Genomic DNA, 14,376 nt, shown 5'->3' with positions numbered 1-14,376 from the left:
GGGATGGCATTCAAATCCCCGGAGGGGAAATTGATGAAACGAATCCTGCTACCGATTCTGGGGGCCGCGTGGATCATGGCCGGTCCTGGATCGGCGATGACCGAGCCGCCCAGCGATGTCGAGGCTGGCGCTGGCGACGAATCCGATCGCCAGCTGAGCGATGAGGTCATCTACTTCGTCCTGCCGGACCGGTTCGCCAACGGCGATACGTCGAACGACCTCGGCGGAATTGCGGGCGACCGACTGACCCACGGTTTCGACCCGACTCACAAGGGATTCTATCACGGCGGCGACCTCGCCGGACTGACCGAAAAGCTCGACTATATCGAGGGCATGGGTGTCACCGCGATCTGGTTCGCACCGGTGTTCAAGAATAAGCCCGTGCAGGGCGATCCGGGTCAGGAAAGCGCCGGCTACCACGGATATTGGGTCACCGATTTCACCAGCATCGATCCCCATTTCGGCACCAATGAGGAATTCGAAGCCTTCGTCGAAGCCGCCCATGCGCGCGGGATGAAGGTCTATATGGACATCATCACCAACCACACTGCCGACGTCATCGGATACGCGGAAGGTGCACAAACCGGCTATACCTATCGCAGCAAGGCCGACTTCCCCTATTCGCGGCGCGGCGGGCCGGACGGCGAGCCGATCAATGAAGGCTTCGCCGGGGACGACGTCGCCACGGCCGAAAACTGGGCGAGGCTGACCGACGCCACCTTTGCCTACACCCCGGTGATCGCCGAGGCCGAACGCAACGTGAAGGTCCCTGCCTGGCTCAACGATCCGATCTACTATCACAACCGCGGCAACTCGGCCTGGGTCGGCGAAAGCAGCGTCTATGGCGATTTCGCCGGGCTCGATGATCTTGCGACCGAACATCCGCGCGTCGTCGACGGCATGATCGAAATTTTCGGAGACTGGATCGAGCGCACCAAGGTCGACGGCTTCCGGATCGATACCGCCAAGCACGTCAATCCGGAGTTCTGGCAGAAGTTCGTGCCCGCCATGATGGAACGCGCGGAAACGGCCGGCATTCCGGACTTCCGCATCTTCGGAGAAGTCTACTCCGAAGGCCCGAACAGCGGATTCCTCGCGCAGTTCACCCGCCGCGACGGTTTCCCTGCGGTGCTCGACTTCGCGTTCCAGTCTGCGGTGCGCGGTGCGCTTGCGCGCGATGCCTCCCCGGCGATCGTGGCCGACATGCTGGCGGGCGACGTGAATTACGAAGGCGGCGAAGAAGCGGCCCTCGCCATGCCGATCTTTCTCGGCAATCACGACATGGGGCGGTTCTCGACTCTGGTGAAGGCCGACAATCCCGGCATTTCGCAGGAAGAACTGCTCGATCGCGTGCTGCTGGGCCATGCGATGATGTTCACGCTGCGCGGATCACCGGTGATCTATTACGGCGACGAACAGGGATTCGTCGGCGACGGCAACGATCAGCTGGCGCGCGAGAACATGTTCCCCAGCCTCACCGAAGTCTACAACGACAACGATCTGATCGGCACCGATGCGACCACCGCAGACGACAATTTCGACACGCTGCACCCGATCTACCGCACCGTCGCCGCGCTCGCCGAGGCACGCAAGTCGAGCCCGGCGCTGCGGCGCGGCCTCACGATCGTTCGCGGATACGATCACGAAGGCCCCGGTCTGCTCGCGCTCGAGCGTCACGATCCGGCGAGCGGTGAGCGGGTGCTGGTCGTTTTCAATACATCGGGCGAGAGCATCTCGCGCAACGTCGAGATCAACTATCGTGCAGCCGGAATCGCCCCGCTGCTCGGCCAGTGCCCTGCCGACCTTGCGGCGCCGGGAGTGGCCCGGATCGTCCTGCCCGCTTTCGGCTATGCCGCCTGCGTGCTCGAAGAGGGCAAACAGTAATGGCGACCTCGACCCAACCTGAGGCGTTCGCGGCAAGCGGCGCGGAATGGTGGCGCGGCGCGGTGATCTACCAGATCTATCCGCGCAGCTTTCGCGACACCAACGGCGACGGCGTCGGCGACCTCAAAGGTATCGCCGACAGCCTCGATTATATCGCGACACTAGGCGTCGACGGGATCTGGATTTCGCCGTTCTTCACCTCGCCGATGAAAGATTTCGGCTACGACGTCTCGGATTATTGCGGAATCGATCCGAGCTACGGCACCTTCGAGGATTTCGACCGGATCATCGAGCGCGCACATGCGCTGGGGCTCAAGGTCATCATCGACCAGGTCTATTCGCACACGTCAGACGAACACGCGTGGTTTCAGGAAAGCCGCGCCGACCGCACCAACCCCAAAGCCGACTGGTACGTCTGGGCCGATCCCAAGCCCGACGGATCTCCGCCGTCGAACTGGCAATCGGTGTTTGGCGGTTCGGCATGGCAATGGGACGGGCCGCGCAAGCAGTACTACCTGCACAATTTTCTGACCAGCCAGCCCGATCTCAACGTGCACAACCCGGAGGTGCAGGAAGCGGTGCTGGACGTCATGCGCTTCTGGCTCGATCGCGGAGTCGACGGGTTCCGGCTCGATGCGCTCAACTTCTCGATGCACGATCCGCAGCTGCGCGACAATCCGCCCTCGGGCGCACCGATGGAGCAGGTTACCCGCCCGTTCGACATGCAGATCAAGCGGTACAACCAGTCGCACCCCGATATCCCGGCGTTTCTCGAGCGGTTGCGCGACGTGCTCGACGAATACGACGGCCGGTTCACCGTCGCGGAGGTTGGCGGGCCGGACCCGCTTGCGGAAATGAAGGCCTTTACCGAAGGCGGCAAACGGCTCGACAGCGCCTACAATTTCGACTTTCTATACGCTCCGGAACTGACCGCCGAGCGGGTGCGCGCGTCGCTTTCGCACTGGGACGGAACGCCCGGCGAAGGCTGGCCGAGCTGGGCGTTCTCCAACCACGATGCGCCGCGTTCGGTCTCGCGTTGGAGCGACGGCGAGGACCGGCAGCGGATCGCGCGGCTCAGCATGCTGTTGCTGCTGTCGCTGCGCGGCAACCCGATCATCTACCAGGGCGAGGAGCTCGGCCTGCCGCAGGGCTTCGTCGCGTTCGAGGATCTGCTCGATCCCGAGGCGATCGCGAACTGGCCGCACACGCTGGGTCGCGACGGGGCGCGCACGCCGATGCCGTGGGCCGCCGGGGCACCGCAGGCCGGGTTTTCCTGCGCCAACCGCACTTGGCTGAAGGTCGATCGCGACCATGCCGCGCTGGCGATCGACCGTCAGATCGAGGACCCCTCTTCGGTGCTGAGCTACACGCGCCAGCTGCTGTCGCAGCGGCGCACGCTCCCGGCCCTCGTCGATGGGGCGAGCGAGCTGCTCGAGACGCCGGGGGAAATCGTGGCCTTCGTCCGCTCCGCACCGCAGGGCGATGTGCTATGCGCGTTCAACCTCGGCGACAGTCCCGTGGAATGGACACCTCCCGCAGAATTCGCCGAAGGCCGGATCGCAGCGGATGCGGGCGAAGTGGGGAGCGGGGCGGCGATCCCGGTGGTGCTCGACGGACGCTGGGGCTACTGGGCGGCGGACAGCAGGGGCTGAATGGATGCAAGAAGCGCGCGAAAGAACCAGAAAGTCGGCCCGGCTCGAGGATATCGCCCGCGAAGCCGGCGTGTCGATCTCGACCGTCTCGCGCGCGCTCAATGACAGCCCGGCGGTCAAGCGCCGGACCAAGCAGGAAATCTGGAAGATCGCGCGGGCGCACGATTACGATTTCCGCCGCACGATGCCCAACGGGCCGATCGGGGCCGAAGCCACGATCGCGGTGATCGTCCCGGCGCCGCAAGCTCGCGAAACGCGGGTCGCCGACCCGTTCTTCCTCGAACTGCTCGCAGGGATCGCCGAGGCCGCGCGCGAACGCAATGCCGATCTGCTCGTCAGCCATCTCAGCCCGCGATCGGCGGAAGACATCGAATATGCGATGAACACGAGCCGCGCGACCGGGATGATCTTCATCGGCCAGAGCTCGCTGCACGATGCCTTCAACAGCCTCGCCGCGCGCGACAACCGCTTCGTCGTCTGGGGTGCGGACTTCGCCGATGCGGCCTATTGCACGATCGGTTCGGACAATCTCGCAGGCGGGCGACGGGCCACGGCGCACCTTGCGCGACTGGGGCGTCGGCGCATCCTGTTCCTCGGCGATACCGAAGCGCCCGAAGCCGATCAGCGCCATCGCGGCTATCGGCTAGCGCTCGAACAGGCGGGCCTGCCCTATGACGAGCGGCTGACTCTGCCCGCACATTTCGACGTCCATTCGGCCGAGGTGGCGACCCGTTCGGCGATTGACAGCGGCGTCGATTTCGATGCGATCTTTGCCGCCAGCGACCTGATCGCGATCGGAGCGATCCGCGCGCTGGCCCACAGCGGGCGGCGGGTGCCCGAGGACGTGTCGGTGGTCGGTTACGACAATATCCCCGCGTCCGGCCTCGTGACCCCGCGCCTGACCACGATCGATCAGGACGCGAACCTGGCCGGGCGCATGCTCGTTGCCAAGCTGATCGACAGCAAGGGCGGGCGCGGCGCCTCGCAGCGGCTCGAAACCAGCCTGCTGATCCGCGAAAGCTGCGGCGGTTGACTTGCGCCGCAGACCGGGCAGTCTGCGCCGCGTGAACCATCCCGATTGCACGCATGACTGAGCCGCACCGCCCCCTCGACAAGATCATCATCGTCGGCGGCGGCAGCGCCGGGTGGATGACCGCTGCGGCGCTGGCGGAAACGCTCGGGCGCAGCTGCCAGATCACGCTGATCGAATCCGAAGCGATCGGCACAGTCGGGGTCGGCGAAGCAACCATCCCGCCGATCCGCCATTTCAACCAGCGGCTGGGCATCGACGAAGCGACTTTCGTCAAGGAAACCGCCGGTTCCTACAAGCTCGGCATCCAGTTCGTGGACTGGACCCGGCTCGGTCATGCCTACTTCCACCCGTTCGGCCAGTACGGGGCCGAATTCGACAGCGTGCCGTTCTACCATTTCTGGATACGTGAAAGCTTCGCGGGCCGAATTCAGGAACCGATCGACGAATTCTCGATGTGCTGGGCGATGGCGAAGGCGGGCGTATTCTCGCACCCCTCGCCCAATCGCCAGCAGATCCAGTCCACCTTTGACTATGCCTATCACTTCGATGCGACGCTCTATGCGGCGTTCCTGCGCCGCTACGCCGAGGCACGCGGCGTCAGGCGGATCGAAGGCCGCGTAGTCGATGCCACGCTGCGCGCCGAAAACGGCTTCATCAAGAGCGTGACACTCGACAGCGGAGAAGAATACGAGGCGGAGCTCTTCATCGATTGCAGCGGTTTTCGCGGGCTGCTGATCGAGGATGCGCTGCACGCGGGCTACGACAACTGGCAGCACTGGCTGCCCTGCGACCGCGCAGTCGCGGTGCCCTGCGCCAAGGGCGATGCGATCGCGCCCTACACCCGCTCAACCGCCAAATCGGCCGGGTGGCAATGGCGCATCCCGCTACAGCACCGCACCGGCAACGGTTACGTCCATTGCAGCGACTTCATCAGCGAATACGATGCGACGACCGAGCTGATGACCTCGCTCGACGGCGAGGCCCAGGCAGACCCGCGCACGCTGCGTTTCGTGACCGGCAAGCGCCGCAAGTTCTGGGAGAAGAACTGCGTCGCCATCGGGCTTTCGGCGGGTTTCATGGAGCCGCTGGAATCGACCAGCCTGCACCTGATCCAGTATGGCATCCTGCGGCTGATCGCGCTGATGCCGGACAAGGAAATGTCGCCGCTGCTCGCGCACGAATACAACGCGCAGACCACCGCCGAATACGAGCGTATCCGCGATTTCCTGATCCTGCACTACAAGGCGACCGAGCGCGACGATTCCGAGCTGTGGCGCTACACCGCGGACATGGCGATCCCGGACAGCCTGCAATACAAGATCGATCACTTCCGCAACTACGGCCTGCTGGTGTCCGACGAGCGCGAGCTGTTCAAGAATCCGAGCTGGATCGCGGTGTATCTCGGCCAGAACATCGTGCCCCTCCGCGCGCCTGCGCTGGCGCGGATGCGCGACCAGGTGCCGGTCGGCGAACGCATGGCGGCGATTGCGCAGGCGATGGGCGAAGCGGTCGCGCAAATGCCGTCGCACGCGGAATTCCTCGCGCAGAACTGCCGCTCTCCGCACGCGGCCTAGCGGCCTAGCAACCTACCGCCCTCCCGACGGCGCATATGAAAAGGGGCCCGCTGCAAGCAGCGAGCCCCTTATCCCCCCTATGCGACCCTCAAGGCGTCAGAACGCCTTGCGGACTGTAAAGTTGAACGTCCGTCCATAGATTTCGTGGCGGCTCGGGAACTGCCCGATCTCGTTGCCGCCCGCATCGAACAGGTCGTTTTCGGTCACGAACGGTTCGTCGGTGATGTTGAACGCTTCGAACTGCAGCGACAGGCCCTTGAGCGGCCCCTCCTCGTTCTGGAACGTGTAGCCGATCTGGCCGTCCAGGATGGTCTCGCTGCGGGCATTGGCCCCGCTGAGGCTGCCGTCGAAGTTCTGCACTTCGGACAGGAACCCGCTGCGATAGCGCGCTGCGATCTTGGCCTGGAAACCGTTCTTTTCGTAGAAGATGTCGCCCGACCAGGTGGTCTCCGAATAGCCGGGGATCGGCAGCGAATCCATGTTCTGGTCTTCGACTTCGGCATCGGCGTAGGTGAAGCTGAAGAACCCGCCGAACCCGTCGAGCGTGGAGCTGAAGTCCTTGAAGTCGAACCGGATCGTGCCCTCGATACCGGTAATAGAACCGTCAGCGAAGTTGACCGGACCGCTGAACGAACCGGTGGCCAGTTCGGGCGCGTTGGTCAGGATCGCGCCGAACCCGGCGTTGTTGATCTGCTGTTCGAGGTCGATGATCTCGTTGAAATCGATCACCCAGTCCGACAGGTCCTTGTGGAACACCGCCACGACGATCGCGGTCCCGCGCGAGAAGTACTTCTCGACCGAAAGGTCGTAGGACACCGATTCGTAGGGCTGCAGGAACGGATTGCCCCCGCCGAGATTGAAGCACACCAGCTGCGGCGGCGAGAAGCCGATGACCGTATCGGGGATCTGGTCGCCGTTGGTATCGGTACAGCTCAGCGGATTGACCGTGATGTTCTGGTTCGCCGCCATCTGATCGAGACGGGCACGGGTGATCGACTTTGCTGCTGCGAGGCGGACGAACAGGTCAGGAGCAACCTCGAAGCTCAGGTTCGCGCTCGGCAGGAAGTCGTCGTAGCTTTCGGTCACGGTGTTGACGAAACCGCCACCGATCGTGCCGGTCGAAGACTGCCGCGTTTCCGCGTAGCGCAGGCCGACATTGCCGCGCACCGGCATGCTGCCAAGCTTCGTGTCGATATTCGCCTGGACGTAGAAGTTGTGCACCTCCTCATCCACTACCCATTCGGTGTCGAAAGTGGCCTTTTCGACGAAATAGGTTCCGTCGGTCAGGAAACTCGACGGATCGTAGGCGAGAATGTCGTTGTTCAGCCCCTTGGTATCGGTGCTGCCGACGATGGCGTTGGTCGGGACAGCCAGCGCCCCGTTCACGAACGCCGCAGTCGGCCGCAGGAAGGCTTCGTTGGAATCGAAGTTCTTGCTGCGATCGGTGTAAAGGTAGCCGACCGTGATGCTGCTGAGGAACCCACCATCGAATTCGTAATCGAGTTCGGCGCGGAGCTGGTCCAGCTCGTCCTCGATAATCGGCTCCTTGATGAAGCCGACCTGGCCCCAGCCACCCGGATCGGTCAGCAGGACGTTCGACGGATTGGTGTAGTCGAGCTGCGTGTCGAGGCTGTAGCGCCCGCTGATCGGGGTGTTGAAGGTGATCGTGTCCTGCGCACCCGAACGCGCGCGGCCGGTCCCGGCATAGCTTTCGTAATCGATATCGTTGCGGTCGAGATGCGAATAACCGTAGTCGAACACGAAGGTCAGGTTGTCGGTCACGCCCCATTCGAGGTTCGCGCCAATTGCGAAGATCTGCGCTTCGTTGCCTTCGGTGTCGGTCCGCAGGATCGGAACCACGCCGGTGTAGGTCGCGCTGTCGGCGAACGGACCCGAACCGGTCGCGCTCTGGAAGCTGGCGCCGCTCCACGAAGCGATCGGGGTTTCGGTGCCCCGGAAAATCCCGGCATCCTCGGTATCCGTATAGAATGCGTCGATCGTCGCGCTGAAATTGTCGAGCGGTTCGAACTGCAGCGTGCCCGCCACCGAAACGCGCTGGAAGTCGCGGCTGACCGCGCCCTGGCGCGGGTTGTCGGCGGCGTAGAGCAGACCGCTGGCATCGCGGGCGACCTGGAACTGGTTGGTCTTGAGCTCGCGCGAGACGAAGTGGGTCGGGTTCGACTGCACCGTCGCGCCCAGCGACCAGCCGACCGTGCCATCGGCGTTCTGGTCGATCAGCGAGGCGAAGAAGCGGTATCCGTCGGCGCTGAAATCCGGATTGAGCTCACCGCTGTCGTTGACGACGTAGCGGGCAGAAACGTTGATCCGGCGATCGTTGTAATCGAGCGGGCGAACGGTGCGCAGGTCGACCGCACCGGCAATACCGATCGCGGCGAGACGCGCGTCGCCGGTCTTGTAGACGACGCCCTGGTTGATCAGTTCCGACGGGAACTGGTCGAATTCGATCCCGCGATTGTTGCCGGCGGAAACGACTTCGCGACCGTTGAGCAGCGAAAGCGAGAAGTCGGGACCAAGGCCGCGGATCGAGATCTGCTGCGAACGGCCGCGCACACGCTGGGCGGTAACGCCCGGCAAACGCGCGAGCGAGTCGGCGATCGAGAGGTCGGGCAACTGGCCGATATCCTCGGCCGAGATCACTTCGACGATGCTTGTAGCTTCGCGTTTGGCCTCGAGCGAAGTCTCGATCGAGCTGCGAATACCGGTGACGACAATCTGGTTGCCCTCGCCTTCGGCGGCAGGCGTATCAGTGTCTTGCGCGGCCGCAGGCATCGCACCTGCCACCATCACCAGACCCATCGCCGCTCCGCTGAGCAGGCGAGCATTCGCCGAGTTACGCGTAAATCCCATCAGTACTCTCCCCCGACGCACATGTTCGATCCGTGCGTTTGCAGTTTTTTTCATAGCGGCAATTTGTGCCGACGTAAATCACCAATCGCAAGATCGTGCGCGACCCCACGTTAGCAATTCAAACTAATGCGTTTTCAAGTGCTTGATCTGCTTCTACCTGATGAAATCTCCGATCCCGACAGAAGTAATCAACAGGCTGTGGCGCTGGCGTCACACTTTTGCAGGCAGAACGCCGCCTGTTTGCCGTGAAACGAAGATCACAGTCCCTTGCCGATCGGATCGGCACTCAGTCATGAATTTATATCCATCTGATTTTACACGCTTATTATTCACCTCGTTGGAATTGCCCGAAGACTTTGATACGCTCATCGCAGGATTGTGAACGAGAGCGGGATCGCAAAAGCATCATGCAAAACTGGGCGATTTCCCTCGATGATGCGAGAATCTCCGAATTTTCGACGCAAAACCATGAACTTGTCACGATCGATGATTTCATGGACCGGCCCGAAGTTGCGATTGAAGCTGCGTGTTTGCAAAATTTTGCAAAGATAACGCCGCAATATCCGGGGCTGCGTGCGCCGCTTGATCGGGCGGTCGCCAAGGCATGGCTCGCCCAGCTTTCGCCGCTGCTCGATCGGGCGTTCGGTCCGGCAACCGGCGGCTGGGGCATGCAGGTATGGTTCTCGATAGTGACCACGCCGCCGGGCGCGCTGATCCCGATGCAGCGCCTGCCGCATGTCGATGGCACCGATCCGGCCCTGGTGGCGATGATGCTGTACCTGCACCGCACCGATCATGGGGGCACGGCCTTTTTCCGCCAGAAGACGACCGGTCTCGAGAGCCTGACGGCGGAAACCTTTCCGCGTTACAAGGCCGCGCTGGAAGAAGAGGTCGGACAGACGGGCCTGCCCCCTGCGCGCTATATCGAGGATGGCGGGCCGCATTTCGAGCGCATCTTTGCCAGCCCCGGCAGCTTCAACCAGGCGATATTCTATCGCGGCAACGTGCTCCACAGCGGGATCATCGACAACCACGCGCCGCTGCCGCTCGATCCGCGTACCGGCCGTCTGACGATCAACGCCCTTTTCAGGCCCAACTGATTGCGCCAGATTGCGAATGACATGACACCCACCCGAAACCAGAAGCTCGTGATCGTCGGCGGCGGCACCGCCGGCTGGATCACCGCCGCCGCCTTCGCCAAGCTGCTGGGGACGAGCCTCGACATAGAACTGGTCGAATCCGAAGCGATCGGCACAGTCGGCGTGGGCGAGGCGACGATCCCCCAGATCATCCGCCTCAACGCGATCCTGGGTCTCGACGAGGCCGATTTCCTCAAGCACACCTACGGCACGTTCAAGCTCGGGATCGAGTTCGTCGACTGGGGGCGCAAGGGCGACAGCTATCTACACACCTTCGGCGACACCGGGCTCAATCTCGCCAATGTTCCGTTCCACCATTACTGGCGGCGGCATGCGGCGTCCCGCGCGGATGCACCGGGGCTGTGGCACTATTCTCTGCACCAGCAGGCCGCGAACGAGGCCCGCTTCGCGCATATGGAAAAGGTCGGCAACACCGCCATGACCGGCCTCGCCTACGCCTATCACTTCGATGCCAGCCTCTACGCGCAATATCTGCGCCGTTATTCCGAGGCGCGCGGCGTGACCCGCACCGAAGGGATCGTCGAGAGCGTGCAGCGCGACGGCGAAAGCGGCGATATCATTGCCATCACGCTCGACGGCGGTCACCCCGTCGCGGGCGATTTCTTCATCGACTGCACGGGCTTTCGCGCACTGTTGCTGGGGCAGGAGCTGGGCGTCGGATACCAGGACTGGTCGAAATGGCTCCCGTGCAACCGCGCGCAGGCGGTGCCGAGCGAACGGCTCGAAACGCTGGTGCCCTTCACCCGCGCCACCGCGCGCACCGCCGGATGGCAGTGGCGCATCCCGTTGCAGCACCGCACCGGCAACGGCCACGTCTATTCGAACGACTTCCTGTCCGATGACGACGCAGCGGCGATGCTGATGGACAATCTCCCATCCAAGGCGCTGGCCGATCCGCGTCCGATCCGCTTCACCACCGGCCGGCGCGAACAGTTCTGGTCGCACAATTGCGCCGCTATCGGATTGTCATGCGGTTTCCTCGAACCGCTGGAATCGACCTCGATCCACCTGATCCAAGCGCATGTGAACCGGCTGATCCAGCTGTTTCCGAGGAACGGGGACGCTGCGGCGGAGCGTGCGGAATACAACCAGCGCTGCGCTGCCGAATTCGAACAGATCCGCGATTTCCTGATCTTGCACTATCACCGGACCGAGCGCGAAGACACCGACTTCTGGCGCTACTGCAAGCACATGGACGTGCCCGACAGCCTTACGCACAAGCTCGAACTGTTCGCCTCGTCGGGAAGGCTCGGACGCGATGCCGACGACCTGTTTCGCGAGGCAAGCTGGGTGCAGGTGATGCACGGCCAGGGGATCACCCCGGCCAGCTACGATCCGATGGCCGATCAGCTAACCGACACGCAGCTCGACGAATTTCTTGGCAACCTGCGCAAGATCGTCGAGCGCGCGGTCGCCAACCTGCCGAAGCACGAAGACTATATCGCACGACATTGCACCGCACCCGTCGATGCCGCAGCAGCTGCGGCCTGACGCGATGCCGGACCGGCGCGGAATTCTGCGTGCCGGAGTGGGATGCGCGGCTCTTGTTTCGCTCCCAGCAGCGCTTCGCGCCTCGGACATCGGCGGCCGCTTTCTCGAATTCGGGAGCATTCGCGCGGCGGGGCTGCCCGCCCAGCGGCTGACCATCTGGCTACCGCCCGGATACGACACGAGCGCCGAGCGCTATCGCGTGCTCTACATGCACGATGCGCAGAACCTGTTCGACCCGTCGCTGTCGAACTTCAACAAGGTGTGGGCAGCGGACCGGGCCATGCTGCGCCATTCGGCGGCGACCGGCGAGTCACCGTGGATCGTCGTCGGCATGTGGTCGCCGGGGGGCGATCGCTATCGCCAGTACCTGCCGCTTCCCGCCTATCGGCGGGCCGGGGCCGAGCTGCGCGCCGCGATGGATGAATATGCGCAGGGGCCGATAGCCTCACGCCGCTATCTCGAATGGATTGTCGGATCGCTCAAGCCCTGGCTCGACGGCGCTTTGCGCACCCGCGCCGGGCCGGGCGATACCGCGATGATCGGATCGAGCATGGGAGGGCTGATCAGCCTCCATGCGTTTCTCGAATATCCTCAGGTCTTCGGGCGCGCGGGCTGCGTCAGCACGCACTGGCCTGCGGTCGCGCCGCAGAGCGTGGGGGCGACAAATCCCGATCTGGTCGCGATCTGGCGCGGCATGCTGGCCGAAAGGCTCGGCCCGCCGGTGGGTCGCAAGCTGTGGTTCGATCACGGCACTGCCACCCTCGATGCCTATTACCCGCCCTACCAGGCCGAAATCGATGCATGGATGTCGGCTAGCGAGTGGCAGCGGGGGCGCGACTGGGAAAGCCGCACCTATCCCGGCGCCGAGCATGAAGAGAACGCCTGGGCCGCGCGTCTTCCGGAGATACTCGCCTGGCTGCTGCGCTGACCGGCGCGCTGCGGCATCACGGGTGGACGTGCCCTCCGCCGACCGCGAAGCCGCCATCCTCGACCGTTACTTCGACTTCGGATTCGATCGGGGAGCCATCCTTCACGTAAGGGCGATGATCATTGGTGTAGAGCGCCACCTTGATCGTGTGCGTCCCGCCCGCAAGCTTGGGCAGATAGTGCCACATGCCGTAGACCCGCGCCGCCTTCACATCGTTGACATAGATATGCAGGTGACCTTCGCCCGGCACATGCGTGCCCCCGGCATGCTCGGCGCTCAGGGTGAAATTCTGCACCATCATGTGCAGATTGAACCCGGACGCGGGATCGGGATGCGCCATCAGCGCAACGCTGGGCGCGCCCGGATCGCTGACAACCTCTTCGCCCATGGGGTGCATGTGCGGCGGCACTGGCTGCTGGTCGATCTCGACGCTCGCGGCGATCGGCACCCCGTCCTTCGCCAATGCCGCGTGGGTGTTGGAACTCAGCTCGACCGTCACGTCGTGCTTGCCGGGGATCAGGGCGGGCAGGTGGAACCAACGCTCATAGATCCGGGTGACCTTGATCCCGTTGAGATAGAGATGCATGTGCCCCTCGCCCTCGACATGCGCGGACGATGCGTTGTCGGGTGTCACCACGTGGCCGGTCGACGTGATCTCGAGGTTCCAGCCCGAGACCGGATCGGGATGGACGGCAAGCGCGATCGTCGGCGGCGGATCGGCGGTCACCTCGATCGGCGCGTGCCCGACCTGCGGGACCGGGGCATCGGTGACCGGTTTCTGCACCTTCTTGGGCACCAGTTCGTCGAACGCCAGCCCGCTTGAGCCCTCGCCCCGCCCGGTCCGTTTCTGCACGCCGCGCCAGATGAAGGTTTGGCCGTTGTACCAGCGGGTCCGGCGGAACCCGTCGAACACCTGCACGCCTGCGCGCGGCACTTCCTCGTTCTCGACGAACATCAGCTCGCGCGGGGTCTGGTCGAGCCCCTTGCGGATCAGCTGGGTGCGCGGGCGAATCCGTTCGGGAGGAGCGGGATCGCCTTCGATCAGGCGCGGCATCGCCGCTCGCTGCAGCTTGGTGAGGCGATTGTCGCCATCCTTGTGCACCGGGACGAAGGGAATCCATTGTTCCGGAACCCGCGTCATCAGGTCGTAGCGATAGGCCGCATCCGTCGCCACCGGTGGCACGGCGGGCGCGCCGATCCGATCGGTGAAATAGCGCCGCGTTTCCATCGCCAGCTCGGCCCCGCGCGCGACAGTGCCTGCCACAGTCCGCACGTGCTGCTCGATCGCCCAGACACTGTTGGCCATCTCGTCGCGGATGAACATCTGCACCTCGCGCGATTGCGCATCCTGGATTTTCGGCGAAGTCGGCAGCACCGTGACATGCCGGTCGCTGTTGTCGAGGATGTCGTCGGTCGCACTGTTGGCGAACAGGCCCCAGCCCTGCCAGTTTTCGGTGTCCTTCGCGCCGGACGCCTGGATCCAGAACCGTTCGCCGAACACGTTCGTCACCGAAAGCCCGCGCACCAGCGCATTCGAACCCGCGCGGACGGTATAGGGGAACATGTACCAGTCGTTCGCATAGAGCAGCACGTGTTCGAGGAACAGCAGCTTGCCGATATCACTGGTCGACGGGTCGATCGCGCCGAAATTGGTCGCGCCTTCCTCGAATTGCCACCAGCGCGGATGTGGCATGCCGCCGAACACGAGCGGGCTCGGGATGAAGACGGTCGGGTCTTCCGCCAGGTCTTCGGGATCGGGGCGCACCGATGGGGGTTCGCGGTCGAA

At 63.8% G+C, this 14,376-nt stretch carries 9 protein-coding genes; 7 read left to right on the top strand and 2 right to left on the bottom strand.

The genetic code is table 11. From position 1 onward, the window contains the following. Window positions 1-33: 33 nt before the first annotated feature. Genes KDC96_RS01755 through KDC96_RS01740 form a run of 4 tightly spaced genes read left to right on the top strand, consistent with a single transcriptional unit; the run spans window position 34 to window position 6,143 of the window. Complete coding sequence (locus KDC96_RS01755) at window positions 34-1,884, top strand: alpha-amylase family glycosyl hydrolase (RefSeq protein WP_212450176.1); 1,851 nt, start codon at window positions 34-36, stop codon at window positions 1,882-1,884. Then, window positions 1,884-3,536 carry an alpha-glucosidase gene (locus KDC96_RS01750; RefSeq protein WP_212450174.1) on the top strand — a complete coding sequence of 551 codons (1,653 nt, stop codon included), beginning with the start codon at window positions 1,884-1,886 and terminating at the stop codon, window positions 3,534-3,536. The genes KDC96_RS01755 and KDC96_RS01750 overlap by 1 nt, the downstream gene beginning before the upstream one ends. A 4-nt stretch (window positions 3,537-3,540) precedes the next feature. After that, complete coding sequence (locus KDC96_RS01745; protein ID WP_212450173.1) at window positions 3,541-4,569, top strand: LacI family DNA-binding transcriptional regulator; 1,029 nt, start codon at window positions 3,541-3,543, stop codon at window positions 4,567-4,569. 53 nt (window positions 4,570-4,622) lie between these two features. Beyond that, window positions 4,623-6,143: a tryptophan halogenase family protein gene (locus tag KDC96_RS01740; protein WP_212450171.1), complete on the top strand. Its 1,521-nt coding sequence runs from the start codon at window positions 4,623-4,625 to the stop codon at window positions 6,141-6,143. A gap of 96 nt (window positions 6,144-6,239) precedes the next feature. Here KDC96_RS01740 and KDC96_RS01735 read toward each other — a convergent pair whose 3' ends face one another. Next, entirely contained in the window at window positions 6,240-9,011 is a 2,772-nt protein-coding gene (locus tag KDC96_RS01735; protein WP_249171875.1) for a TonB-dependent receptor, read from the bottom strand. Between the two features lie 407 nt (window positions 9,012-9,418). On the opposite strand from KDC96_RS01735, the gene KDC96_RS01730 reads away from it, so the two are divergent. Genes KDC96_RS01730 through KDC96_RS01720 form a run of 3 tightly spaced genes read left to right on the top strand, consistent with a single transcriptional unit; the run spans window position 9,419 to window position 12,590 of the window. After that, entirely contained in the window at window positions 9,419-10,111 is a 693-nt protein-coding gene (locus KDC96_RS01730) for a DUF6445 family protein (RefSeq protein ID WP_249171874.1), read from the top strand. 21 nt (window positions 10,112-10,132) lie between these two features. Then, window positions 10,133-11,662 carry a tryptophan halogenase family protein gene (locus KDC96_RS01725; protein WP_212450166.1) on the top strand — a complete coding sequence of 510 codons (1,530 nt, stop codon included), beginning with the start codon at window positions 10,133-10,135 and terminating at the stop codon, window positions 11,660-11,662. Beyond that, window positions 11,640-12,590, top strand: a complete 951-nt coding sequence (locus KDC96_RS01720) for an alpha/beta hydrolase (protein ID WP_249171873.1) — start codon at window positions 11,640-11,642, stop codon at window positions 12,588-12,590. Before KDC96_RS01725 ends, KDC96_RS01720 begins: the two co-directional genes overlap by 23 nt. A 16-nt stretch (window positions 12,591-12,606) precedes the next feature. Here the strand turns inward: KDC96_RS01720 and KDC96_RS01715 are convergent, their stop codons facing one another. Continuing rightward, window positions 12,607-14,355 (bottom strand): hypothetical protein, encoded by a 1,749-nt coding sequence (locus KDC96_RS01715; RefSeq protein ID WP_212450164.1) that lies wholly within the window; start codon window positions 14,353-14,355, stop codon window positions 12,607-12,609. Between the last annotated feature and the right edge of the window lie 21 nt (window positions 14,356-14,376).

The sequence above is a fragment of the Erythrobacter sp. JK5 genome, assembly GCF_018205975.1.
In the GTDB taxonomy this organism is placed as follows: domain Bacteria; phylum Pseudomonadota; class Alphaproteobacteria; order Sphingomonadales; family Sphingomonadaceae; genus Erythrobacter.
Note: the sequence above shows the minus strand (reverse complement) of the source record. Positions and strands in the feature narration are given on the sequence as shown.